This is a genomic window from Priestia sp. 10L35, assembly GCF_056395685.1.
This window is the reverse complement of record NZ_JBFTKA010000004.1, coordinates 520,088-543,564: the sequence shown is the minus strand read 5'-3', so window position 1 is coordinate 543,564 and position 23,477 is coordinate 520,088. Positions and strand designations below refer to the sequence as shown.

General features: G+C 37.9%; 28 protein-coding genes. 21 read left to right on the top strand and 7 right to left on the bottom strand.

Going from position 1 to position 23,477, the window contains the following annotated elements:
• Positions 1–117, top strand: a 117-nt coding sequence (locus tag AC1DEF_RS18305) for an IS3 family transposase (RefSeq protein WP_477727317.1), incomplete at its 5' end; no start/stop codon positions are given.
• A 52-nt stretch (positions 118–169) separates the two neighbouring features.
• Here AC1DEF_RS18305 and AC1DEF_RS18300 read toward each other — a convergent pair.
• Positions 170–844 carry a class I SAM-dependent methyltransferase gene (locus AC1DEF_RS18300; protein WP_097824174.1) on the bottom strand — a complete coding sequence of 225 codons (675 nt, stop codon included), beginning with the start codon at positions 842–844 and terminating at the stop codon, positions 170–172.
• 131 nt (positions 845–975) lie between these two features.
• Between AC1DEF_RS18300 and AC1DEF_RS18295 the strand changes: the two genes are divergently transcribed.
• Together AC1DEF_RS18295 and AC1DEF_RS18290 are read left to right on the top strand one after the other, a co-directional pair.
• A complete protein-coding gene (locus AC1DEF_RS18295) occupies positions 976–1,845 on the top strand; it encodes a LysR family transcriptional regulator (RefSeq protein ID WP_097824173.1) in 870 nt (289 codons plus the stop codon).
• Between the two features lie 32 nt (positions 1,846–1,877).
• Positions 1,878–2,228 carry a DUF4181 domain-containing protein gene (locus AC1DEF_RS18290; protein ID WP_477727512.1) on the top strand — a complete coding sequence of 117 codons (351 nt, stop codon included), beginning with the start codon at positions 1,878–1,880 and terminating at the stop codon, positions 2,226–2,228.
• A 37-nt stretch (positions 2,229–2,265) separates the two neighbouring features.
• Here AC1DEF_RS18290 and AC1DEF_RS18285 read toward each other — a convergent pair whose 3' ends face one another.
• From AC1DEF_RS18285 to AC1DEF_RS18275, 3 genes are all read right to left on the bottom strand, one after another.
• Positions 2,266–3,198: an aldo/keto reductase gene (locus AC1DEF_RS18285; protein WP_097824171.1), complete on the bottom strand. Its 933-nt coding sequence runs from the start codon at positions 3,196–3,198 to the stop codon at positions 2,266–2,268.
• A gap of 184 nt (positions 3,199–3,382) precedes the next feature.
• Entirely contained in the window at positions 3,383–4,096 is a 714-nt protein-coding gene (locus AC1DEF_RS18280; RefSeq protein ID WP_097824170.1) for a suppressor of fused domain protein, read from the bottom strand.
• 148 nt (positions 4,097–4,244) lie between these two features.
• A complete protein-coding gene (locus AC1DEF_RS18275) occupies positions 4,245–4,955 on the bottom strand; it encodes a M50 family metallopeptidase (RefSeq protein ID WP_034653933.1) in 711 nt (236 codons plus the stop codon).
• A 203-nt stretch (positions 4,956–5,158) separates the two neighbouring features.
• Between AC1DEF_RS18275 and AC1DEF_RS18270 the strand changes: the two genes are divergently transcribed.
• The 13 genes from AC1DEF_RS18270 (at position 5,159) to AC1DEF_RS18210 (ending at position 17,456) form a co-directional block, all read left to right on the top strand.
• A complete protein-coding gene (locus tag AC1DEF_RS18270) occupies positions 5,159–6,358 on the top strand; it encodes an amidase (RefSeq protein WP_097824169.1) in 1,200 nt (399 codons plus the stop codon).
• Positions 6,355–7,239 (top strand): fumarylacetoacetate hydrolase family protein, encoded by an 885-nt coding sequence (locus AC1DEF_RS18265; protein WP_097824168.1) that lies wholly within the window; start codon positions 6,355–6,357, stop codon positions 7,237–7,239. Before AC1DEF_RS18270 ends, AC1DEF_RS18265 begins: the two co-directional genes overlap by 4 nt.
• 197 nt (positions 7,240–7,436) lie before the next feature.
• Positions 7,437–8,417: a UDP-glucose 4-epimerase GalE gene (galE, locus tag AC1DEF_RS18260; protein WP_097824167.1), complete on the top strand. Its 981-nt coding sequence runs from the start codon at positions 7,437–7,439 to the stop codon at positions 8,415–8,417.
• Positions 8,418–8,647: 230 nt separating this feature from the next.
• A complete protein-coding gene (locus tag AC1DEF_RS18255; RefSeq protein ID WP_013055747.1) occupies positions 8,648–8,830 on the top strand; it encodes a DUF3973 domain-containing protein in 183 nt (60 codons plus the stop codon).
• 205 nt (positions 8,831–9,035) lie between these two features.
• Positions 9,036–9,425, top strand: coding sequence for a PepSY domain-containing protein (locus tag AC1DEF_RS18250; RefSeq protein ID WP_097824166.1), 390 nt, complete (start codon positions 9,036–9,038; stop codon positions 9,423–9,425).
• Between the two features lie 258 nt (positions 9,426–9,683).
• Positions 9,684–10,367, top strand: a complete 684-nt coding sequence (locus AC1DEF_RS18245) for a hypothetical protein (RefSeq protein WP_013055749.1) — start codon at positions 9,684–9,686, stop codon at positions 10,365–10,367.
• Positions 10,360–11,973, top strand: a complete 1,614-nt coding sequence (locus AC1DEF_RS18240) for a DUF6792 domain-containing protein (RefSeq protein WP_013055750.1) — start codon at positions 10,360–10,362, stop codon at positions 11,971–11,973. Before AC1DEF_RS18245 ends, AC1DEF_RS18240 begins: the two co-directional genes overlap by 8 nt.
• Positions 11,974–12,336 (top strand): hypothetical protein, encoded by a 363-nt coding sequence (locus tag AC1DEF_RS18235; protein WP_097824165.1) that lies wholly within the window; start codon positions 11,974–11,976, stop codon positions 12,334–12,336. It begins immediately after the preceding gene.
• 106 nt (positions 12,337–12,442) lie between these two features.
• Entirely contained in the window at positions 12,443–13,141 is a 699-nt protein-coding gene (locus AC1DEF_RS18230; protein ID WP_013055752.1) for a hypothetical protein, read from the top strand.
• Entirely contained in the window at positions 13,138–13,815 is a 678-nt protein-coding gene (locus tag AC1DEF_RS18225) for a hypothetical protein (RefSeq protein ID WP_097824164.1), read from the top strand. The genes AC1DEF_RS18230 and AC1DEF_RS18225 overlap by 4 nt, the downstream gene beginning before the upstream one ends.
• A 254-nt stretch (positions 13,816–14,069) precedes the next feature.
• Positions 14,070–14,204, top strand: a complete 135-nt coding sequence (locus AC1DEF_RS18220) for a hypothetical protein (RefSeq protein ID WP_255255738.1) — start codon at positions 14,070–14,072, stop codon at positions 14,202–14,204.
• Positions 14,205–14,484: 280 nt separating this feature from the next.
• Positions 14,485–15,258: an EAL domain-containing protein gene (locus AC1DEF_RS18215; RefSeq protein ID WP_097824163.1), complete on the top strand. Its 774-nt coding sequence runs from the start codon at positions 14,485–14,487 to the stop codon at positions 15,256–15,258.
• Positions 15,259–15,482: 224 nt separating this feature from the next.
• Positions 15,483–17,456 carry a sensor domain-containing diguanylate cyclase gene (locus AC1DEF_RS18210; protein ID WP_097824162.1) on the top strand — a complete coding sequence of 658 codons (1,974 nt, stop codon included), beginning with the start codon at positions 15,483–15,485 and terminating at the stop codon, positions 17,454–17,456.
• A 23-nt stretch (positions 17,457–17,479) separates the two neighbouring features.
• Here the strand turns inward: AC1DEF_RS18210 and AC1DEF_RS18205 are convergent, their stop codons facing one another.
• Positions 17,480–17,794, bottom strand: a complete 315-nt coding sequence (locus AC1DEF_RS18205) for a winged helix-turn-helix transcriptional regulator (protein ID WP_028407725.1) — start codon at positions 17,792–17,794, stop codon at positions 17,480–17,482.
• Between the two features lie 289 nt (positions 17,795–18,083).
• Between AC1DEF_RS18205 and AC1DEF_RS18200 the strand changes: the two genes are divergently transcribed.
• Both AC1DEF_RS18200 and gdh read left to right on the top strand, forming a co-directional pair.
• Positions 18,084–18,935 carry a RhaT/GlcU family sugar-proton symporter gene (locus AC1DEF_RS18200; RefSeq protein ID WP_025749619.1) on the top strand — a complete coding sequence of 284 codons (852 nt, stop codon included), beginning with the start codon at positions 18,084–18,086 and terminating at the stop codon, positions 18,933–18,935.
• 62 nt (positions 18,936–18,997) lie between these two features.
• Entirely contained in the window at positions 18,998–19,783 is a 786-nt protein-coding gene (gene gdh / locus AC1DEF_RS18195; RefSeq protein ID WP_097824161.1) for a glucose 1-dehydrogenase, read from the top strand.
• Positions 19,784–19,942: 159 nt separating this feature from the next.
• Here gdh and AC1DEF_RS18190 read toward each other — a convergent pair whose 3' ends face one another.
• Positions 19,943–20,905, bottom strand: coding sequence for a bile acid:sodium symporter family protein (locus AC1DEF_RS18190; protein WP_013055760.1), 963 nt, complete (start codon positions 20,903–20,905; stop codon positions 19,943–19,945).
• Positions 20,906–21,106: 201 nt separating this feature from the next.
• Between AC1DEF_RS18190 and AC1DEF_RS18185 the strand changes: the two genes are divergently transcribed.
• The 3 genes from AC1DEF_RS18185 (at position 21,107) to AC1DEF_RS18175 (ending at position 23,033) form a co-directional block, all read left to right on the top strand.
• Positions 21,107–21,307, top strand: a complete 201-nt coding sequence (locus AC1DEF_RS18185; protein WP_013055761.1) for a DUF3311 domain-containing protein — start codon at positions 21,107–21,109, stop codon at positions 21,305–21,307.
• Positions 21,304–22,767 (top strand): sodium:solute symporter family protein, encoded by a 1,464-nt coding sequence (locus tag AC1DEF_RS18180; RefSeq protein ID WP_097824160.1) that lies wholly within the window; start codon positions 21,304–21,306, stop codon positions 22,765–22,767. The genes AC1DEF_RS18185 and AC1DEF_RS18180 overlap by 4 nt, the downstream gene beginning before the upstream one ends.
• An 86-nt stretch (positions 22,768–22,853) precedes the next feature.
• Positions 22,854–23,033 (top strand): hypothetical protein, encoded by a 180-nt coding sequence (locus tag AC1DEF_RS18175; RefSeq protein ID WP_080781632.1) that lies wholly within the window; start codon positions 22,854–22,856, stop codon positions 23,031–23,033.
• Between the two features lie 129 nt (positions 23,034–23,162).
• Here AC1DEF_RS18175 and AC1DEF_RS18170 read toward each other — a convergent pair whose 3' ends face one another.
• Positions 23,163–23,414: a hypothetical protein gene (locus tag AC1DEF_RS18170; protein ID WP_141425878.1), complete on the bottom strand. Its 252-nt coding sequence runs from the start codon at positions 23,412–23,414 to the stop codon at positions 23,163–23,165.
• Positions 23,415–23,477: the final 63 nt, after the last annotated feature.

Genomic DNA, 23,477 nt, shown 5'->3' with positions numbered 1-23,477 from the left:
CAGTTCAAACAGGAATTAGAGGCCTATATCCTCTATTACAACCATCTACGAATAAAAGAAAAATTAAAAGGATTGACCCCTGTAGAATACAGAATTCAATCCTCATTAGCTGCCTAAATAATGTGTCTAACTTTTTGGGTTCAGTTCAAGACAAGTAGTTTTTAAACCGTTATTTTTGAGCATACATTACAACAAAATTAAAAAATTTATAAATGCAATCCACTGCGCTGAACCCGCTTGCTGTTAACCAATTTAACTGATCATGTAGGGTTGCCATTTTATCTAACTTCGTACGTTCATGAGCAGCCTCAATTTGCTCATGAGTTAATCCGCTTGCGGCAATTCGTTCGCTCCAATCTTTTTTATATAACTCTTCAATAATAGAAGAATGGCCTAATACTTGATCGGCATTAATAAATATTCCTCCTGTATGCAGCAAATCATAAATTTGTTCATATAGCTTTTGTTTTTGTTTGTCTTCTAAATGATGGATAGCAAGTGAAGAAATCACAATGTCAAATGAGTGCTCAAATTTGTAGCTTGTTATATCTGATACGATAAATTCTATATGCTGTTCATTTTTAAAGCGTTCCCATGCTTTTTCAAGCATTTGATCTGAGACGTCAATCAACGTGAAATGCGCATCTGGGTACTTTTCTTTAACAAAAGAAGAAAACAAGCCTGTACCTGCTCCGATATCAAGTATGCGAAGCGGCTTTTTTGAAAAGTGAAGAAGCGAAACGGGAATAGAATAAAAATCAAAAAAACAAGGAATGAGTTTGCGGCGCTGCTCATCATACTGAGAAGCATGAGCATTAAATTTTTCTTTAACGTTATTTTTCATTTTTACAGCTCCTTTATTTGGTAATATGGAGATACATATATCGTATAGAAGTTTGATAGAAAAGAAAATAAACAAAAATAAGCAGTATTGATTCCAGTTTGTTATGAATAGAAAGAGATGGAGAGAAGAAAATGGAGATCAAATGGCTAAAAACATTCATCGTAGCGGCTTCTTATGAAAATTTCAGACAAGCGTCTGAAGATTTATTTTTAACGCAGCCTGCTGTATCAAAGCATATTCAGCGACTGCAGCAAGAATTAGGAGATGAGCTTTTTGAAAAAAAAGGTAAATATATCGCGCTGACTGAGGCAGGACGCTTTTTTTTGCCTCATGCTCAAAAAATGGTGAGAGCATATGAGGAAGGAGTAGGGGATTTTAAGCTATGGAAGCAAGGATATAACCGAAAGTTGACTATATCCGCTGCTCCTCAAATAGCAGCATCGGTTTTGCCGAGTCTAATCAAACAATTTGTAGAGAGATATCCCCATATTGAAGTCACGGTTAATATCACAAATTCGTTTCAAGTGGGAAAAGACATCAGCGACAGAAAATCAGATGTTGGATTAACAAGGATGCTTCCGGGTCAGGCAGACGTTTTTTATGAGTTAATTCATAAAGAAAAAGCAGTCTTAGTCGCCCCGTTTTCTGTAGGAGCACGTACGGAACAGGAGCTGTTATCTTCCTACCGGCTGCTTACGAATAATCATCCTGTTTATTGGGAAGATTTACTCCTTCAACTCAAGGCTTGTTATCCTCACATTCAGCTGCTTCCTGTGACGCAAGTAGAAATTACAAAGCGTTTTATTGAAGAAGGTTTAGGCGTATCTTATTTGCCATTTTCTATGGTGAAAAAGGAAGTTGAAAATCAAACGTTAAGCGTAATTTCACAGCAAAAAATTATTCAGCCTTCTTCACACACGTATATCGTAACAAAAGGCGAAACAGAAGAAATAAAGCAGTTTAAGCACTTTGTAGCTGAGACCTTAACAGAAACGAGCTGAAATGATACCATAAAAAGGAAGGAGAGATGACGATGTATATATTAATCATGCTAGTAGCAGCAGTCGTAGTAGATTTTATTTTAAGAAAAGTGCTTGATAGACCTCGCAGCAAATTTTGGGGCAAATATGAGTATGAAAGTCTAGCTTTAGAACATTGGGACAAATATGTAATGGTAGCTTTTGTTCTTTTTCTCATATTGGATATGATTTTTATGGTTGTAGAGCCTTATATCGTATCTTTCCTATTCTTAGTCGTGAATATTTTGCTGAAAAGTATAGATGAATGGAAATATAAACAAGAAACAAAAGAATACGTAACAAGCTTTGTACAGATGGGATTCTTCTTTACGGCTTTTGTTCTATTAGCCAGCGGAATTGTATAGAAAAAAGAGCTTTACCTATGGCAAAGCTCTTTTTATATTATTTAAAAATATGATCAATGTCTTTAATTTCGGAAGAAGTGAGCTGAACATCTAATGTTTTTAAGTTATCAAGTACTTGTTCAGCGCGTTTTGCCCCTGGAATTAACACATCAATTGAATCACGCGTTAAGTACCAAGCCAGAACAAGATGAGCTACTTCTACGCCTTTTGCGCTAGAGATTTGACGAAGACGCTCTACTTTTTCTAGGTTTTGCTGAAATGCTTCCCCGATAAAATGAGGCATATCTTCGCGCAGGTCATTAAACTTTGTGTTTTTATTGTATTTCCCAGCAAGTAAACCAGCAGCTAGCGGGAAGTACGGAATAAATGAAATGCGGTTTGCAGCCGTATAAGGTAAAATATCGTTTTCTGCTTCTCGCTGAATTAAGTTATATTGGCCTTGCACCACGTCTACATAACCATCTTTATTTGCTTCTTTTAACTGATCTAACGAGAAGTTTGATACGCCAATAGAACGGATCTTACCTTCATCTTTTAATTCTTTTAACGCACCAACCGCTTCGTCTTTTGGTGTGTTTTTGTCTGGGAAATGAATATAATACAAATCGATATAATCTGTTTGAAGGCGTTTTAAGCTATCTTCAACTGACTGTTTTAAAAATGCAGGAGAGTTGTCTAGCAGTACCTCATCTCCAACAATTTTATGTGCTCCTTTTGTGGCGATAACCGCTTCTTCACGATTTCCACGTTCTTTTAGCACTTCGCCAATTAGTTCTTCAGAACGTTTTGGACCATAAATGAACGCTGTATCAAGGAGGTTTATGCCATTATCTAGCGCCTTATGAACAAGGTCTTTGCCGACTTCTTCGTTTAGGTTAGGATATAAGTTATGTCCTCCTACAGCGTTTGTTCCAAGTCCAATAGGATTAACATATAATTCGGATTTTCCAATCTGTACTTTTTCTGCCATGTCTAACGTCCATCTCCTTTTTTATATCTTCTTTTTTACTATAGCAAAATATACCATGAATCAAAAATAGTACGCTCATATGAAAAGCAGCTTTAAAAAAGTATGTGAACTTGAGTTACATGTAAATAAGGAGTATATTCTACAGGGCTCTATTTCAATAGCAGAAATAAAAAAAGAACCTCTTCTAAATAAGAGATTCTCTTTTAGTCATGGTAATATGATAACTTTTTGACAGCTGAAATGTTTCAGCAAGCTGTCTGCGTCCTTGCGCTCCTTGTTCGCGTACATACTCTAATTCGTTTGGTGTAAGAAGCTTCATGCTAATCAGTTTAATAGATTCGTAAGGTAAAGAGAGGCTAGCTGAAACAGAAGGAGACTGAACGCCTAGCAATACACCAATTTCTCCATTTTCATTTACAAAATGAGACGGTACGTCCAAATCAGTAAATTCAATTGAAAGAATATCGTGCTTCATGAATAGTTCTAGCATATTAGGATGAGCGGCAGCATTTTGACTCATTTGATAAAGAAGGTCAAATGCCCAGTGATCCTGAATATCAGATACAGGTCCGCGCAGAGATTCATCATCGCATTCGATATAGAATTCTAAACCTTTTCCTTGCTCTCGGCTCTTTTCTTCGGGGGATTGAAACGGATCGGACAAGCCGTCACTTGCGAGAATAACCGTCTCTGTTTTTTGAACGCGAATAAATGTTTGACGTCCAGATGGCCAAGCAGGCCCGCCAAAAAACATGGGATTTAACAAATGAGTTAATACGTCTCCGTCTACATGTCCAATTGTGTTCCAGTAGTCTTTTCTTTTTGAGATTGATTCCTCAAGAACACGCTCTACTTCTTTTTCATGCTTCTTTTGCTTCCACTTTAAAAATAATGACAAGTATCCTACACCTCTTTACGACTTCATAGTACCCAATATATACCTCATTAAGGGAACTCGTAAACCATTATTTAGTGCATAAAAGTAAATTATTCCTTTAAATTATAAAATCCCCAAATTTTTCTTAAGAAATCATAGAATTTTGTCTTTAATAAATCAGTTGAAAAATCAAATAAGCCACATACACGGCCTGTGCGAAAAATAAAAAACCCCAAAAGCGTGCTGAAAGATGGGTAAGCTGCTTTAAACTCGTAGCGTCACCTGCATCGTGTGGATATTTGATGCTTAACACAAAAATAATAAAGGCAGAAAATAGAGATTCTACAAGTAACAGCGCACCAACAAACATCATGCTGTAGCGCGTAAGCTGTGGGTCTTGTAAATAATAAATACCTCCGAGGATCAAACCGATAGAAAAAAGCCATACAATTCCGTATCCGTTACGTACCCAAAGCAGTAAATTAATAACAACCACACTTCCTAACCCGTAAAAAAGCCAGTCGTAGTGATGGTGAACGAGCAGGTAGAAAAACAAATAAGCCATTGCTGAGCTGAACGGGTAGCCGGCTAAAGCAATAATGACGCGCGGCAGCCATCCACGGGATCCCGCGTAGGTGGCAGTCACAGCTACGCCTTCATTATTGGTATACAGCTCAATGCGATTGACGCCTTTTCCGACAATAAGCCCCATTAACGCGTGGCCATCTTCATGAAACATCGTATTTAAATTTGAAAAATAACGTCCAATATGCCGAAGCAGCTGATTAATGCTAGGAGCAAATGAACCTATAAATGGAATGCCTCTTGTTAGCACAAAAGCTAATAAAATAAATAAGAAAAGCGTAGTAGATTGTTCCATCGCGATAGTCCTTTTCGTAAAATGATATGTTTCTACTTTACTCGCAAACGTGCTAAAAGGGAAATAAAACGGCTAGTTTCTCTAGGAAAAGAGAAGCTGGGAAATTTACATAATATTAATGTTAACAGACCTGACACATTCATTGACCAGCTTATTCCAAATTTTATATTCTAAACAGATATAAGAAACGAGGAGATGGTTGAATGAAAGATACGTGGAACGCATTTGTAGACAGTGATCTTTACGTACCTCCAACGGGAACGGGAATGTTAAATAACTTGAGTTTTGCGTTAAAAGACGTATTTGATGTACAAGGACATATATCAAGTGCGGGAAATCCAGATTGGCTCGCCACGCATCAGCCTGCAAGTGAACATGCAGACGTAGTAGCTGCTCTTTTAAAAGAAGGAGCTGCGCTAAAGGGAGTTACGCATACTGACGAGCTTATGTACGGATTAAATGGAGAAAACGCGCATTACGGAACACCGGTAAACCCAAAAAGCGCAGATCGAATTCCGGGAGGTTCTTCAAGCGGATCAGCGGTTGCTGTCGCAGCGGGAATAACTGATTTTGCGATTGGAACAGATACGGGAGGATCGGTTCGAATTCCTTCAAGCTACTGCGGTATTTTCGGGTATCGTCCTTCTCACGGACGCATTTCTACAAACGGTCTGATTCCACTGGCTCCTAGCTTTGATACAGTTGGTGTAATGGCTAGAGACGGCCACACTCTGCAAAAAGTAGGAGCGGTTTTATTGAATTCAGCGTCGCGTGCTAATGGATTTACACGGCTGTATGTACCAACAGATGTGATGGAACTTGTGGATGAACAAAGCATGCGAGCTCTTGCGCCCTCTATTAACCACGTAATGGAGTCTTTTTCTACTATAGAAGAAATAGCGATTGCTCCTCAGGGTTTTTCTACATATATGGAAACTTTCCGTTTGCTGCAAGGAAAAGAAATCTGGCAAACGCACGGAGAGTGGATTCAAAAAGAAAATCCAACCTTTGGAGAAGACATCGGAAGCCGCTTTCAATGGGCCAGCACTCTTACATTATTAAATATGAATTATATAGAAGAAAAGCGTCGTGAACTTCGCTATCTTATGTACTCACAGCTTGGAGAAGAAGGAATATTAGTACTTCCTACAGCTCCAGGACCCGCGCCTGTAAAAGATGCAAAAGGACTGGAATTAGAAAACAGAAGATTGCGAACACTTCAAATGACGTGTATTGCCGGCCTGAGCGGTCTTCCCCAAGTTACGATACCTGCAGGAGAACTAGACGGTTTGCCAGTCGGTTTATCTTTTATTGCAGGATACAACCAAGATGAAAAATTATTAAATTGGGTAAAAGAAAACAGCGGTCGTATCATTCAAGCATCGGTAAGGAGCGTATCATGAAGTTAGTAAATATAATAGAGCAAGGGAAAGAACAAGCAGCTATTTTAGATAATGACAGCATTATGCTTATAGAAGATATCAATACTAAATATTTAACAAACTGGTCTACAACAATTTGGGATCTTATTCAATATAAAGAACTTCGCCACCTTGAAACATGGTACGCCCATAATAAATTTGGTATGAACAGCTCTTTTCCCGTACTACACTTGCAGGGCAGAAAAACAGCTCCTATCATTAGTAATCCGTCGAAATTATTAGGCATTGGATTTAATTATGCGGCTTCTGAAGAAAAACTAAAAGACTACGACCGTGCCATTGATCCAGTTAGTTTTTTAAAACCCGCAACCGCCATTATTGGACCAGATGACAGCATTCGTATTCCAAAGCGGTCCTACAAAACAACGGCTGAAGCGGAACTAGCGGTGGTAATCGGCGAAACGTGTAAGGATATAGAGCCAGATGAAGCCATAAACGTAATTGCTGGTTATACGTCAGCAATTGACGTAACCGCAGCTGATATTCATGCGGCGAATCATCGTTACTTAATGCGAGCGAAAAGCTTTGATACATTTTGCAGTATAGGCTCAGAATTTATCACAAAAGAAAGTATATCAAACGTAAAATCACTTCAAGTGCGCACATTGCTAAATGGAGACATGCAGCATGAAAATACAGTGTCTAATATGATTTACGACATCGCATACTGTGTTTCATTTTTCTCAAAAGTCATGACGCTGCATCCAGGTGACATCATCCTCACCGGAACGCCGGGACCGGCTGTTATTGAAGACGGGGACTGTATTGAATGTCATATTGAAGGGATGCTTCCATTAAAAAATAAAGTAAAAGATATGAAGAAAGTGCCTCAGCAAATCTAAGAAGAAAACCCGTTGCCTACACGCACGGGTTTTTGAGCAGAAACGAATATCTTCACACTCAGTTCACAATTAGTAGATATACTAATTAAAAGAGACAGCTGCGGTATCATATACTGAAAAATGAAATATTTACAAATGGAAAAGAAACGGGTACGATATCTGTAGCGACACTTAATAAAAAGGAGCTGACTGACAGTATGATTTTAGTCATCGGAGGAGCAGGCTATATCGGAAGCCACCTAGTAAAAGAATTAGTGAAAACAAATGAAGTTGTGGTACTTGATAATCTATCAACGGGTCATCGCTGGGCAATCGATGAGAAAGCGGTATTCGTAGAAGGAAATCTAGGTAATGAGAAAGATTTAGAAAGCGTATTCACAAATCATAAAATTGATGCTGTCATGCATTTTGCTGCTAATAGTTTAGTAGGGGAGTCAGTAACAGATCCTCTTAAATATTATCAAAACAACGTAGCTGCGACGTTAACCCTTTTACAAACGATGATGAAGCACAATGTGAAAAAGTTTATTTTTTCATCTACTGCTGCTACATATGGGATCCCTTCTGTAGATATTATTACAGAAGATACGGCAACAAACCCAATTAACCCGTACGGACGTTCAAAGTTAATGATTGAACAGATTTTAGCTGACTTTGCAAGTGCTTACGATATGGAATATGTAGTGCTTCGTTACTTCAACGCAGCGGGTGCTTACGAAACAGCGGAAATTGGCGAGTGCCATGATCCTGAAACGCACTTAATACCAATCATTCTTCAGCACCTGCTTGGTGAACGTGAAAACATCTCTGTATTCGGCTCAGACTACGATACTGAAGACGGAACGTGCATCCGTGACTACATTCACGTAACGGACCTAGCAAATGCTCACATTTCAGCGCTTCAAGCACTGTTAGACGGCACGAAGAAAACAGCAACGTACAATCTTGGAAACGGCCTTGGTTACTCTGTAAAAGAAGTGATCGAAACGTGTGAAAAAGTAACGGGTAAAAAAGCGAATGTTGTAATGGCAGACCGCCGCGCTGGAGATCCGGCACGCCTAGTTGCATCTTCTGATAAAATTCACGAAGAATTAGGCTGGAAAGCGCAAATTTCATTAGAAAAAATTATCGCATCAGCTTGGAACTGGCATCAAAACAGCGCAAACGTAACAAAGTAATAAAAAAAGCCTCTTTTCTTTTTGAAAGAGGCTTTTTTGTTACGATTAAACTGATTTATGTTCTAAATAATCATTTTGAAAAGCCAGCGGTTTAGCCCATGGACAAGCCTTCTCCTTTCCGGACATTTTCCCTAAACAAGCACGACTTTTGTTCTTTTCCATAGGATGTAGGTAAATATACCATTCAAAACTATCCCCGTTTATAAAATAGTCCGCAAGGAGGTTATGATATGTATTACTGTGTAAGATGCTCCAAATTTCATGACGAACAGGAAAAAGAAAACATCTTTCAAAATGGTTTTTACATTGATCCCTATTTGCTTCAAAAAGTTCATCTGGGCATGTGCGTACACAAATCCCCATCAATCAAACAAATGAGAGCCGTAGAACGATTCGAAACGAAAAAGATGTAGAATTCACATTCACCAATAAGAAGCTAGATCTAATCAGGTCTAGTTTTTTCAGTGAATAACAGCTTTCTTCAGCTATCTTTCATGTAATATTAAGAGAAATTTAAGACAAGCCCGCTATACTAGTTAGTAGACGTATACATAGGATATGGTACGTTAAGAAATTGAAACAGCAGTCCGTTTTATAAACTAGAAAGGATGGCGTCAAATGATTTCTGAAAAACGATCACTTTTGTTGAAAGAACAAGCAAAGCTTCTCGCATTAAAAGAATACAAAGGCATTGTCAAATCCATATCGCTGAGTAAAATACTCACTCTTCCTATTTATATAGTAGACATCCTTACGTTAAACGGAGAAGAGCATAAAGTAAAAATTAACGCCCAAACCGGGAGTATTTTGAAAGAAAAAACGATTCCTTTAACTAAAAGCCGTGCAAAAGCATACGCCTTAAGACAGCATAAAGGCATTATCGAATCGGTTGTTCTTGCTAACAAGCAATACGAAATTGTGATTCTTGGACTTGACGGAAAAACCCACACCGTAAAGATCGATGCTGAAATTGATGTGCTGGCACAAGAAGAGCGAAGCGTTCAGTAAATGGCTTATATTATGTAATCAACCTCACTTTTTTGAAAGTGGGGTTTTCTTTATTGAGAGAAATCATTAATAAAGGTAACAATAATAAAACAAGAAACGATTATTTATTTAAAAGAAAGGGTAAGTGATAGTAAAAAATAACCACTTCCTAATTATGGTTCTTTGATTCGTTCTGCTTATGACTCTCCCATTATAAGTATGATAGTATCGAACATGTATAAAACATAGGTTATAACATAACTAAAAGGGTGTGCGACAATGAAAAAACGTACGAAGACCATTATTGCAGTCATTGCAGGAGCTGCTATTTTAATAGGAGGAATATGGATGATAAACGAAAGCCGATACCCAAACGTCCCTGCTTTTGATGATCACTTTACGCGTGAATTCTTAAACAAAGATAAAAAAGTGGACGATGGGTTTTATGAATTTAAGTCGAAGACCGGGCAGTATACGATGTGGTTTCCGGAGGAGTATCAGTTGTTACATGAAAATGAGCAACAGTATGTAAGGGATGGAGATTTTTATGAAAGATGGAAAGCTTCATCAGTTAAGAATAAAGAAGAAAATCAGTTGAACTATTTACAAGTAAAGTTATCAGAGAGCAATCCTGATGATGAATCTATTTACGTGGAGAGTTTATTTAAAGATGAGTTTGGAGTAAATAATCCTCAAAAGTGGGAAACAGCTAATACACGTATATACTTTGATACAGGATATCTTTATTTTAAGGGAACAGAAGAACATGTTATCTATGATAAAAATAAACATGCTCCCAATACATATATAGCATACGTAGCAGATAAGAATTCTAGTAAAGTAATAGAATTATGGTTCGATGACAGTCTAAATAATCAAGTTGGTAGGGAATCTGACAAAAAAGATTGGTTTGTAAAAGTACTGAATAGTATTCATTTTAAAGAGGGAAAGAAGCATGAATGATAAATGCATTTTAGATGATAGTTTAAGAAATAAAATAACTCAACTTGAATATAAAAACTTATCTAATAAAGAAAAAGAAATTAAAGAGATATACAAAAAACATACAGGGAGAGAAATTCCTAATTTTGAAATTTATAGTAGCTCAGAGATGGGGATTGGAAAAAAGTCTGGATTTGACGGAGCTGCTATTCATTTTTATGATAAACAAAGAAATATTAACGAAGTCTATTATATTTTTAGAGGCACTGAGCCGTCTAAGGACTTTGGAGATGTTGTTTATGATGCTTTAGGTGTTGGGGCTGGAAAAAATAATGCACAGATTAACGATGCAGTAAAGATGTATAAAAAAGTAGAGGCAAATTTAAAAGGCTCTAATGTGAAAGTAAAAAGATATGGCGATGGGCATTCTTTGGGAGGCCACCTTATAGTAACATTGAGCTTGATAACGAAGAATTTTACAGGTGTAAGGGGCCTAAATGATGCACCTGTTAATGTAAAGCAACTAGTGGAGCTTGATCAGACCTTTGCAAGGTACGTGGAGCATCAAGTAGGCAGAGAAAATAAAATATCTGCTAAAAGGCTAACAGAACTAGCCAACATCTACTATGAGAGACAAAAAGCTGCTATCAGCCATACTTGGGTGAAAGGTGAACCAATGCATGCACAATCGTTTCCTGGCAGCTGGTATGCAGGCAATAAAGTAACCATGCTTGGAGATTTAGATACAGAAGAAATGATTAACATTGGAAAATATCCTTTTCAGAAAGAAGCAAAATGGAACCCAGTGTATATGATAGACCAATTTCGCTATAATCTTGGAGTGAAAACGATACTAGGTGGCTTAGGCTTTGCAAATGATCATGTAAAACAGGAAACGTTACTCGACCTTCCTAATAAGAGTGAGCAATACCTTGAGCATATAAAAAAGTATCCTTTTCTCCATTTAGGTGAGATAAAAGCTGGAGTTGCTCTAGGTGCAGCAGGTGGAGTTAATTTACTAACTAGTCCCGGGGGGTTCTCACAGGTTTATAAAGGAATATCTCAAAGAGATCAAGCAAAACTCCACGGAATTAATTATGTTGTCAAATACACAGAAGCTAATGCTATGAAGACGTATTATCAGGTTTTTGATTCAGGATCTCAGGAAGAAATCTTGCTGGATTATGAACAAATGAAGAAGTTTGTTTATTACTGTGCTAATGCCATTAAAGACAAAGAGGCAAACTTAAATGCACTAAAGCAGTATTTACATAGTGAAATTAACGAAGTCTTCGAAGCTAAGAAGAAAAAATTAAAAATGAAAATATCCAGAGAAGAAGCTTCTCCCCAGTCATTTATGGAAAAGGCAGATAAAGACGAAGCTACTCTCGCTTGGTTTGGACAAAAGCGTGTGGCTGAAAAAGTGACGTTTGACAAAACGTTTGATTCGCTAGACGATAGTGTATTTACCCCTGTTGAAGAGATTATTTCTTCTATTCAAGAGGAAGTTACATACTATCAAAAGTTTCTTGAAGCGTTCTTCCAAAATTTCGAGAAGATGATGGAAGCAGACGAATCGGTAGCTTCAGATATTAAAAGCATGAAAGAAGTAGTAGGGGGGATTTAATTGTTTGATTTTGATTTTACACACACAGGAACAACGAGCGGTAAATATACGTTCCAATTTGATAGTGATGACTTTAAGGACGAGCAAGCAAAAAGGATTAAAGAGTTAATTAAGAAGGATCAAGAAGTGAATGAAAAGCTTTGGCATGCTAAAAGCTATTTAGAAAACCAAACGGGTGAGTTTGCTGATGCTGTTAAAAGTAAATTAGAAGCAGCTGAGCGGGGATATACGCTAAGGGCTCAGCAGTATGATACTGGAGCATTTCAGCATATTATGAGTTTTATGCATGCTGTTAAAGATATGCATAAGAGAGAGTACGAAATTCGATATAAAGAATCAATGGATGAAAGTGAATTAACATAAGGGATACTGCTATTCCTCAGACAGTGGTCTGAGGGATTTTTATATGTTGAACAATTTACATTAAGTCCCGTTTATTTCAAAAGAATAATAAAGGGAGTGTATGACCATGAAAAAACGTACGAAGACCCTTCCCGCAATCATTACAGGGGCAGCTATTTTAATAGGTGGAATATGGATGATAAACGAAAGCCGCTATCCAAATGTCCCAGCTTTTGATGATCACTTTACACGTAAGTTCTTGAACAAAGATAAAAAAGTGGACGATGGGTTTTATGAGTTTAAGTCCAAGACAGGGCAGTATACGATGTGGTTTCCAGAGGAGGACCAGCTGTTGCATGAAAATAATCAACAGTATGTAAGAGACGGTAATTTCTATGAAAGATGGAGGGCTTCGTCTATTAAAAAGTATGAAGGTGAAAACCAAATAAACAATATACAAGCTACATTTTCAGAAGCGAGAAAACAAGAAAACGAAGAATTTAGCGTATCAAGTTTATTAAAGAGACGCTTCAATGTCAGTAAACCGGAAAAGCTAGAAACAGATGAAGTTCGAATCTACTATCAATCAGCTTATATCTATTTTAGAGGGACAGATAAATACGTTATAGATGATAAAAGTAAGCATGCTCCTAATACATATGTAGCATATGTAGCTGATAAAAACTCTAAAAAAGTTATTCAGCTATCTTTTGATAGTATTGGTGAGCGTTCAGATAACTCTGAGCCTATAACAGAAGAGTGGTTTATAAAACTTTGTAAAAGCATCCATTTTAATAAGCCAAACAACGGAGATGTAAGAGGATGAAAAAACATACGAAGACTATTATTCTAGTCATTGTAGGAGCCGCAATTTTAATAGGCGGCATATGGGGCATAAACGAAAGCCGTTATCCTAACGTTCCAGCTTTTGATGATCACTTTACGCGCAAGTTCTTAAACAAAGATAAAAAAGCAGCTGATGGTTTTTATGAGTTTAAGTCCAAGACAGGACAGTATACGATGTGGTTTCCAGAGGAGTATCAAGTTCTACATAAATACCGCGAGGATTACACTAGAAATGGCGAATCATATGAAAATTGGTCAGCTGCTTATATTAAACCCTACGAAAATGATCAACAAACGTACGCTATCAATGTTAAATTTTCGGAGAACAACACAAAATCAGAATTAATTTATGTAGAGAGTTTATTTAAAGAACAATTAGGCAGTAAAAAACCTAAACAGTTAGAAACCTCTAATACAAGAATTTATTATGATTCTGCCTATACATATTTTCGTGGTACTAACCAACATATAGTACATGACAGTAAAGGAAATCCACCCAACCTTTATGTCGCATATGTAGCAGATAAAAGCTCTGATAAGGTAATCAAATTAATATACGATAGTGTAGGAGAAAATACAGAAACAAATCAAATGGATAGAAAGAAATGGTTTTTGAAAATGCTAAAAAATATTCATTTTAACGAGGGGAAATAGTAGGGGATTTATAGAGAAGAAGAGATAGCGAGTTAAATGAAGAAAGTTATAAGATTTGCTTTAGCTGTTAGTATATTAGCTGTAGGTATAATGTTTTTTTTGTAATGCTTTATAGGGGCTATTATCGTTAATTTTCCAACGAGCGTCTATTTATCAGTACGAGCAATTTGTCTATGATTACAAACTAATGATAAGAGGTTATTGTGCTAAGTATATGGTAAACGTAAATTTCACATATTAGGTGCTTCTAGGGGTTGATTGGAGGGCAAGGCGAAGACTCCTGCGGGAAAAGTGGAACAGGTGAGACCCCGCAGGAGCGTAAGCGACGAGGAGGCTCAGCGGCCGCCCGCGGAAAGCGAAGCCATGCACGGAAATCAACCGCCGTGTAACAAGCAGTCCAGCTCCTTTATCCAATTTGTTTGTTTTAGATGAGATTGAGTCCGCTCTTTTTTGAAACATCCTTTACAGCCTGTCTATCAAAAGCATAAAAGTCTCTAAAACACTTCTTTGTTGCTATCATAAGCCCCCCCGCAAGTCTCAAAACCCCTAAATCGCCTAATGGAATATCTTACTTTTAATGGACAATTATCTGTTTTTAGGATATATTTTTATAAGTTTAGGTTATGGAAGAAATAGTATATTGAAAATGAAAGGTGATTAAACGAAAGAATGGATGCTCATATTTTAAAGGAACTGACGTATGAAGACTTTCAGTTTGTATATCAGCCTATTTATGCGTTGAATTCGTGGGAGACGCTTGGTTTTGAGGCTTTGCTGCGCACGGCTTTCGCAAAAGGGCAGATTGAAGAGTTGTTTTCACTGGCAAGACGCCATAATTATTTGTACAAGCTTGATACGATGGCAATTGAAGGAGCGATCAAGCACTTTCCGTTTGATGTGTTGAAATCAGAGGATGTATTTATCAATGTGTTTCCATCTACTCTTCTCCATCCCCATTTTCAACTGTTTTTAACGTATCTGTTGAACACCTATAAAAACGCCAAGCATCGCATTGTATGGGAGTTAAATGAAACGCTTCATGAAAAGATTTTATGGGAATCGCCTGCCCTTTTTGCCCGAGTAATGAGTTTGAAAGAGGCCGGTTTCAAAATTGCGATTGATGATTTTGGAGCAGGGGCTGCAGCGATGAGACAAGTGAGCATGTACGAACCTCACTACATGAAGCTGGATCGAAGCTATGCTGAAGGGCTAGCTGACTGCAAGCAAAAGAAAGATCTGATTGATTTGCTTGTTAACTATTATCCGCATACGAATCTCATTTTAGAAGGCGTTGAACGAGATAAAGATTTAGCCGCAGCGATTGCGTTAAACCTACATGCTGCTCAGGGCTATTTACTGGGCACGCCGCAGTCGATCTCTTCCTACTTAACTTATAATAAGTACCGCAGTTTATTCAGACGAGAAAGGCTGCTGAACTCTTAAACCATACACTTCACTAAATAGATAATTTATCGTAATATGAGAACGGGTAATTAGACTTATATGCAACGCAGATGTCTTGAATTTTTATAAAATTATGTGATTTTGTGCGATTGTTAAAATATTTTAAGGGATAAAGAAGATGTGTTGGCTTGGTAGAATGAGTGAATTGCATATCAAAACAAGACGTTTAGTGAAATTCCAAAGGCAGATGGAGGATATTTAGTATGTATAGTGAAGGGGTATTCCAATTTTATTTTATGAATATGCCGCAGCCTGTTATTTTAATTCAGCAAGAAAAACATCAGCTATATTATAAAGAATGTAACAAAGCAGCTCAGCAATTCTTTGACAAAATGGAAGACAAGATAATCAATAAAGAAGAAAATCTGCTTTTTTACACACTTTGTGAAAAAGCTATTGCCACGAAAGAACCGATTCAATATCAATACATACAGCTTTTTCAGCCCGACCGGCATGCATATGAAGTAACATTTACCCCTCTTTTTAATCAAGCGACAACCCCTTCACATGTCCTTGTCATGGCTCAAGAAATTCATTATAAAAAAACGCAGGAAGAGAGCACGCGCTTACTCGATGCGTTTTTAGAAAATACGGTAGACGCCATTTTAATTGCTGATTGTGATGAGAAGGTCTTAACAGTCAATGGTGCATTTGAAAAGCTATTTCAGTGGAGAAAAGAAGAAGTTATAGGAAAAAGCCGTCAAGAGATGAACATCGTGTCAAAGAAAGAGGAAAAAGAAAACCTTAAATTAATAGCAGAATTAAAAAATGGCAAGACGCTGCCTCCTTATGAAACAGTCAGGTACACAAAAAGCGGCGAAAGCGTGTGTGTCTCTGTCAGCTGTTCACCGATTTATGATGATCAAAATCAACTGGTCGCCTATTCGGTGATTTACCGAGATATCACAGCTATTAAAAGATTAGAATTGGAGCTCATAAAAAGCAAACAGTGGTATAAATCGCTATTTACAAACCACCACCACGCGGTTTGTATGCTGAATTTGAACGGCACGATTTTAAATATAAACAGCGCATTCTTGGAAACGCTGCAGCTTTCTGCAAGCGATGTGCTGCATCAAAATTACCGAGATATTGCTAAAAGACTGGGAGCCTGTAATTACAAGTCTTGGAATGTATATGAAGAAATTAGCTATAGTACAGAACTAACATTCCGCAGAAGTCAACATTCCGCACAGCACGTGTTTATTACCACCATTCCTGTTAAAGTAAATAATCAAACGGTGGGGGCTTATGCAATCTTACACGATATTACGCCTCAAAAAGAAGCAGAAGAACAGCTGGCTTATACGCTGAAAGAGCTTGAAAATATAAAATATGCGCTTGATGAATCAGCTAGCGTTATGATTATAAATGCAAGTGGAATTATTACCTATGTAAATGATATGTATGTACAGTATTCAGGTTATGAAAAAGAAGATTTAGTAGGGAAGTATTATCGAGATGCAGAGCTTCATCATGACCACCATGAGCTGCTTGAAACAATAAAAAACGGAAAAGTATGGCGAGGGCAGCTTGAAATGGAGACGAAGCATCATCAGTCATACTGGGTATCGAAAACAATTGTGCCGTTAAAAGATATAGACGGAAATATTACTCATTATGTATCCATTCACAATGATATTACTGAACAAAAAGCGCTAGAAAATAAACTTCATTTTGAAGCCACTCACGATAGTTTAACAGGTCTTCCCAACCGGGCGATGTTATTAAAAGAGTTAAACAAAGTAATTGAAAACGGGCAGCGGAAAAGCGATGAGTTTTTTGCGCTTTTGTTTCTCGACTGTGATAATTTTAAGCAGATTAACGATGAATATGGCCATCATATAGGCGACGAATTTCTAAAAGCATACACGAAGAGATTAAAAAGCTGTGTACGGAAAGGCGATCGCATTTATCGTTTGGGCGGAGACGAGTTTATCATTATTTTAAACGTAACAAATGGACGGGAAATTGAACAAATTGCTGGGCGGATTCATGTATCTCTTCAGCAAAGTTGGAATGTACGGGGCTATTGTTTACGCACCACAACTACCATCGGAGTGTCTATTTATCCAGAGGACGGGGAATCGGCTGCTTTATTATTAAAAAATGCAGATGATGCGTTATACAAAGGAAAAAGAGAAGGGAAAAATAATTATATCCTCTATCAAACGTAAAAAAAGCCTCACTGGAGGCTTTTTTATTTTATCCATGTTTTTGCCCACTTACTGACGGGCCCTAAGATCATACCAAGCTCTGATCCTTTTTTAGTTAAGATATATTCAATGCGAACGGGACGTTCAGGAATAACGTGCCGGATCACAATTCCTTCTTCTTCCAGCTCTTTCATTCGTTCGGTTAACATTCGTTTACTTAAAGAAGGAATGCTGCTGTGAATTTCACTAAAGCGTTTAGGTCCGCTCATCAGGACATAAATAATTAATCCGTTCCATCTTTTTCCTATTATATCGAATGTTTTCCACACTTTTGGACATAACTCATCAAAATCATTCATTGATGTCACCTGCTTTATTGTATATAGGATATTAAAAGTAACCACTGTAATGTTATTATATACTAACATTTGGATAATGAAAAGGCTATCTTTTTTTATTTTCAAAACTTTCAGTAGCTTGGAAACGCTGTATTGTAAAGTATTCAAAAAAAGTCACAAAATCGACATATTATTGTTGACGTATCAAGAAAAAAGGTCTAAGATTGGTTACATAAAGTTACCTAGTTAAATAAAAGGTACTTTAAATTTACAATTACATCAAGAGTTTGAGAAAGAAGGTTAGTATCAAATGGATATCCTTTTGGCTATTCTTCCTGCGATTTTCTGGGGAAGTATTGTCCTGTTCAACGTTAAATTGGGCGGAGGTCCTTACAGTCAAACGCTTGGGACTACAATTGGTGCGCTGATCTTTTCAGCCGTTATTTACTTCGTAGTTCATCCCGTATTGACGCCGCTTATTTTTATTGTCGGAATCGTTTCAGGATTATTTTGGGCAGTTGGGCAAAGTAATCAGTTGAAAACGATTGATTATATTGGTGTTTCAAAAACCATGCCAATTTCAACTGGTATGCAGCTTGTGACGACATCACTGTTTGGTGTTATCGTATTTCACGAGTGGTCAACAACAACAACCGTTATTTTAGGCGTGTTAGCTCTTATCTTTATTGTTATTGGTATCGTGCTAACATCACTAGAAAGTGAAAAAAATGCAGAGCAATCTGGACAATTCAAAAAAGGGATTATTACCCTTATTATTTCAACAATTGGATACTTAGTGTATGTAGTTGTCGCTCGTTTATTTAATGTAGACGGATGGTCGGCGCTATTCCCACAAGCTATTGGTATGTTAATTGGTGGACTTATACTTACTTATAAACACAAACCGTTTAATAAATACGCAATTCGCAACATTATTCCAGGGCTGATTTGGGCAGCTGGTAACATGTTCTTATTTATTTCTCAACCTAAAGTAGGGGTTGCAACAAGCTTCTCATTATCACAAATGGGAATTGTTATTTCAACGCTTGGCGGTATCTTCTTACTTGGAGAAAAGAAAACAAAGCGTCAGCTTATTTCAATTACGATTGGTATTGTGCTCATCATTTTAGGTGGCGTATTCCTCGGAATGGCTAAAAGTTAACGTTTACGTAAAAGTTAATGATAGTATGTATGAATAAATGAAAACACTAGGAGGATTTTATTATGTATACAGATTTAAAAGATAAAGTAGTTGTAATTACAGGTGGATCAACAGGTTTAGGACGCGCAATGGCTGTTCGTTTCGGTCAAGAAGAAGCAAAAGTTGTTATTAACTATTACAACAATGAAGAAGAAGCTTTAGACGCGAAAAAAGAAGTAGAAGAAGCAGGCGGACAAGCAATCATCGTTCAAGGCGACGTAACAAAAGAAGAAGACGTTATAAATCTTGTTCAAACAGCTATTAAAGAATTTGGTACATTAGACGTTATGATTAATAATGCTGGTGTTGAAAACCCAGTTCCTTCTCATGAGCTATCTCTAGATAACTGGAACAAAGTTATTGATACAAACTTAACAGGTGCATTCTTAGGAAGCCGTGAAGCAATTAAATATTTCGTTGAAAACGACATTAAAGGAAATGTTATCAACATGTCTAGCGTTCACGAAATGATTCCTTGGCCATTATTTGTTCACTATGCAGCAAGTAAAGGCGGTATGAAACTAATGACGGAAACATTGGCTCTTGAATATGCGCCAAAAGGTATCCGCGTAAATAACATTGGACCAGGTGCGATGAACACACCAATTAACGCAGAGAAATTTGCAGATCCAGAACAACGTGCAGACGTAGAAAGCATGATTCCAATGGGTTACATCGGTAAACCAGAAGAAGTAGCAGCAGTTGCAGCATTCTTAGCATCATCACAAGCAAGCTATGTAACAGGTATTACATTATTTGCTGATGGTGGTATGACGAAATACCCTTCTTTCCAAGCAGGAAGAGGCTAATAGTTTTAGAAAAAAGAGACATGGCAAAAGCGCCATGTCTCTTTTTCTATACCTAAGTGAATGCCACCCCGCTTTCGGCGTTGGTGGCATTCGCCTAGGTAAAAACTTTTTGGGAAGAGTTAAGGTAGCTTTTTGTACTTCCCTTATAATTTTATTGTATTATCCAGCCATTTTTTTGTTAGAAGAGGGCTGGTTTTTGTCTTTTAGTTTGCTAAAGATAAAGGCTAGCACTGAGCCTGAGATGTTGTGCCAGACGCTGAAGATGGCGCTTGGGACAGCGGCCAGCGGCGAAAAGTGAGTGGAAGCAATGGTGACGCCGAGCCCTGAGTTTTGCATGCCAACTTCCATTGCCACTGCTTTTTGTTTGGCTAGATCCATTCCGCATAAGCGGGCAAAGAAGAAGCCGATTGTGAAACCAAGAATATTGTGAAGAACAACTACGGCAAAAATGATACCGCCTGTTTTAGCAAGCTGTGCTTGGCTTCCTGCCACAACGGCAGATACAATCAAGACAATCGCGACTACTGAAACAAGGGGAAGAGCTTTGGAACTTGCTTCTGCAGCTTTTCCAAAAAACTTTTTGATTGTAAATCCAAGAGCAAGCGGAATGATGACAACTTGTATAATGGAAATAATAAGAGACATGATATCAATATCGACCCACTTGCTTGCAAATAATAAAATGAGAAGCGGTGTAACAATCGGTGCTAAAATGGTTGAAACAGAAGCGATAGCAACTGCGAGCGCAACGTTTCCTCGAGCCAAAAAGACCATTACGTTTGATGATGTGCCGCTTGGACAGCAGCCTACTAAAATAACGCCCACTGCTATTTCTTTTGGTAAATCTAAACCAATCGCCAAACCGAATGCGAGAAGCGGCATAATGATAAAATGTCCCACCACGCCTAGTGCTACTTCTTTCGGTCTTCGAAACACTTCACTGAAATCAGACGCTGACAGCGTTAATCCCATTCCAAACATGACAATTCCTAAGAGCGGAACGATGTACTTTCCAATCCATACAAAATGCTCTGGGAATGAGTAGGCAATAACGGAAATTAGAATAACCCAAAGCGTAAATGTTTTTCCTGCAAATGTACTGATTTTCTCTATTGTTTTCATCTGTACGATACCTCCTGCGAACTATAAGAAGAAATTATACTATTTATTCAGAAAAATGAAAACAGTATTTTTGTAAAATAGTACAGAATATTTTATCTTTTGGAGATTATTTCAGTTTAAATGCAAGCATTCCTTCATTGAATACACGGAATATGTGGTAATATAAAGAAGTTAGTTTTAGAAAGTCGGAGGAGTTTAGTCATGAAATTTATCTATATTTTGTCTGTCCTTCCGTTCGTAGGCATATTAGGTTTTCTCCCTTTTGTTAATCGAGTTACTCCGTTTGTTCTCGGTATGCCGTTCAATATGTTTTGGATGGTGATATGGGTGGTGCTTACGTCCATTATTTTAGGGGTTATGTACAAGCTTGATCCCAGAAATCGGGAAGGGGAAGAAGAATGAATAGTGCACTTATTATTATTTTACTATTTTTAGTGGCAGCTATTTTTCTTGGCATACGATCAACCAAAGGCAAGGATATGAACTTGGAGCAGTGGACGGTAGGCGGACGCGGTTTCGGGGCTGTTTTAGTGTTTGTGCTGATGGCCGGAGAAATCTACACAACGTTTTCGTTTCTAGGCGGAAGCGGGTGGGCTTATGGAAAAGGAGCTCCTGCACTTTATGTGTTAATTTATATTAGCTTATCATATGTCTTATCATACTGGCTTCTTCCTGTTATTTGGAAGTATGCAAGAGATCATAAGCTCGTCTCGCAGCCTGATTTTTTTGTAAGCAAATATAAAAGCCCTTACCTTGGTGTGCTTGTAGCTGCTGTAGGAGTGATTGCTGTCATTCCTGTTATTGTTGTGCAGTTAAAAGGATTGGGGATTATTGTATCACAAGCATCATACGGCGCCATTTCAATGCCGGCAGCCATTTGGATGGGAGCTATCAGTTTAACGCTGTATGTTATGATATCCGGTATCCACGGTTCTGCATGGACAGCCGTTATTAAAGACATTATGATGCTTGCTGTGATTGGATTTTTAGGCATTTATTTACCTTTTCATTATTACGGAGGATACGGTCCGATGTTTGAAGCGGTGAATACAGCGAAGCCAGGGTTTTTAAAGTTTCCTGAGCAAGGATTAAGCGTCTCGTGGTTTATTTCGACCGTTATTTTACTAGTACTTGGTTTTTATATGTGGCCGCAGGTGTTTAGTTCAAGCTATACAGCGAAAAATGCAAAGGTATTTCGTAAAAATGCAATCATTAGTCCTCTTTATACGCTGATGCTGCTCTTTGTATTTTTTGTTGGATTTGCAGCTATTTTAAAAGTTCCTGGTTTAAGCGGAGGAGACGTTGATCTTGCGCTATTACGGATCTCAATCCAAACCTTTGATCCTTGGTTTATTGGAATTATAGGAGGAGCGGGTTTGCTGACAGCACTTGTGCCGGGGTCGATGCTGTTAATGAGTGCGTCAACGCTGCTGGCTAAAAACATATACAAACCGTTTGCGCCTCAAGCAAGCGAAGCGCGTATTGCTCGTTTAGCGAAAAGCTTTGTACCGGTTGTGGCTCTCATTTCCGTTTACTTTACGCTAAACGGAGGAACGACGCTGTCAACAATTATTTTAATGGGCTATAGTCTAATGACACAGCTGTTTCCATCTCTGCTTTTCAGCTTGAAGAAAAATAACTTTGTAACGAAACAAGGAGCAGCGTGGGGAATTATTGCTGGAATTATTGTAGTAGCCTATATTACAATCAGCGGATCTACTATTGGTACGTTATTTCCATCACTGCCTCAGCAAATGAAGGATATCAATGTCGGATTTATTGCGCTGCTTATCAACTTTATCGTAATGTGGGCAGTCAGTATGCTCACAAAGCAAAACGAGGCTGGGACAAAAGTAGGTTAGACGAAGTGAAAAACGAACCATTGATCAACACGTTTGATTAGTGGTTCGTTTTTTTTGTTAGGGTCAACGTTAGACCCTTCTAGCAGTTGATTGGAGGGCAAGACGAAGACTCCTGCGGGAAAAGCGGAACAGGTGAGACCCCACAGGAGCGCAAGCGACGAGGAGGCTCAGCGGCCGCCCGCGGAAAGCGAAGTCTTGCGCGGAAATCAACTGCGGTGTCACAAGCGGTTCAGCTCATGTCTCCCGTTTGTTCGTCTTTAGATTAGATTCATCTCATTATGTCTCAGCCTCGTTTTTTCTAATCAAACAGCAAAGAGCCAAAGGAACTGGATCATCCTTTGGCTCTTTATGTGGCTTTTAACCAATAATTTGAAAAATTTCCTACATCAACTGATTTACGCTAAAGCGGGAACTCGGTCGTTATAGTAAATAACTTCCGATAGGATCTTACACCCTTTAATCTCCTGAAACGTCTTTTTCGCCTCTACCTCTGATTCAAATTCAAACATAGTCGGACTTTGGTTTTTCGAGTAAACGGTAATGATCCACATTGTAAAATAAGCTCCCCCTATAAAATAATAGTTTTCCTTTTTAGTGTAGCTATCAGGTGATGTAATAATAATTGAATAGTTGTGATACAGCCTCACATTTTAAAAGGTACTTCTACTATACAACAAAAATTACAAAATAAAACAAGAAAATCTAAAAAA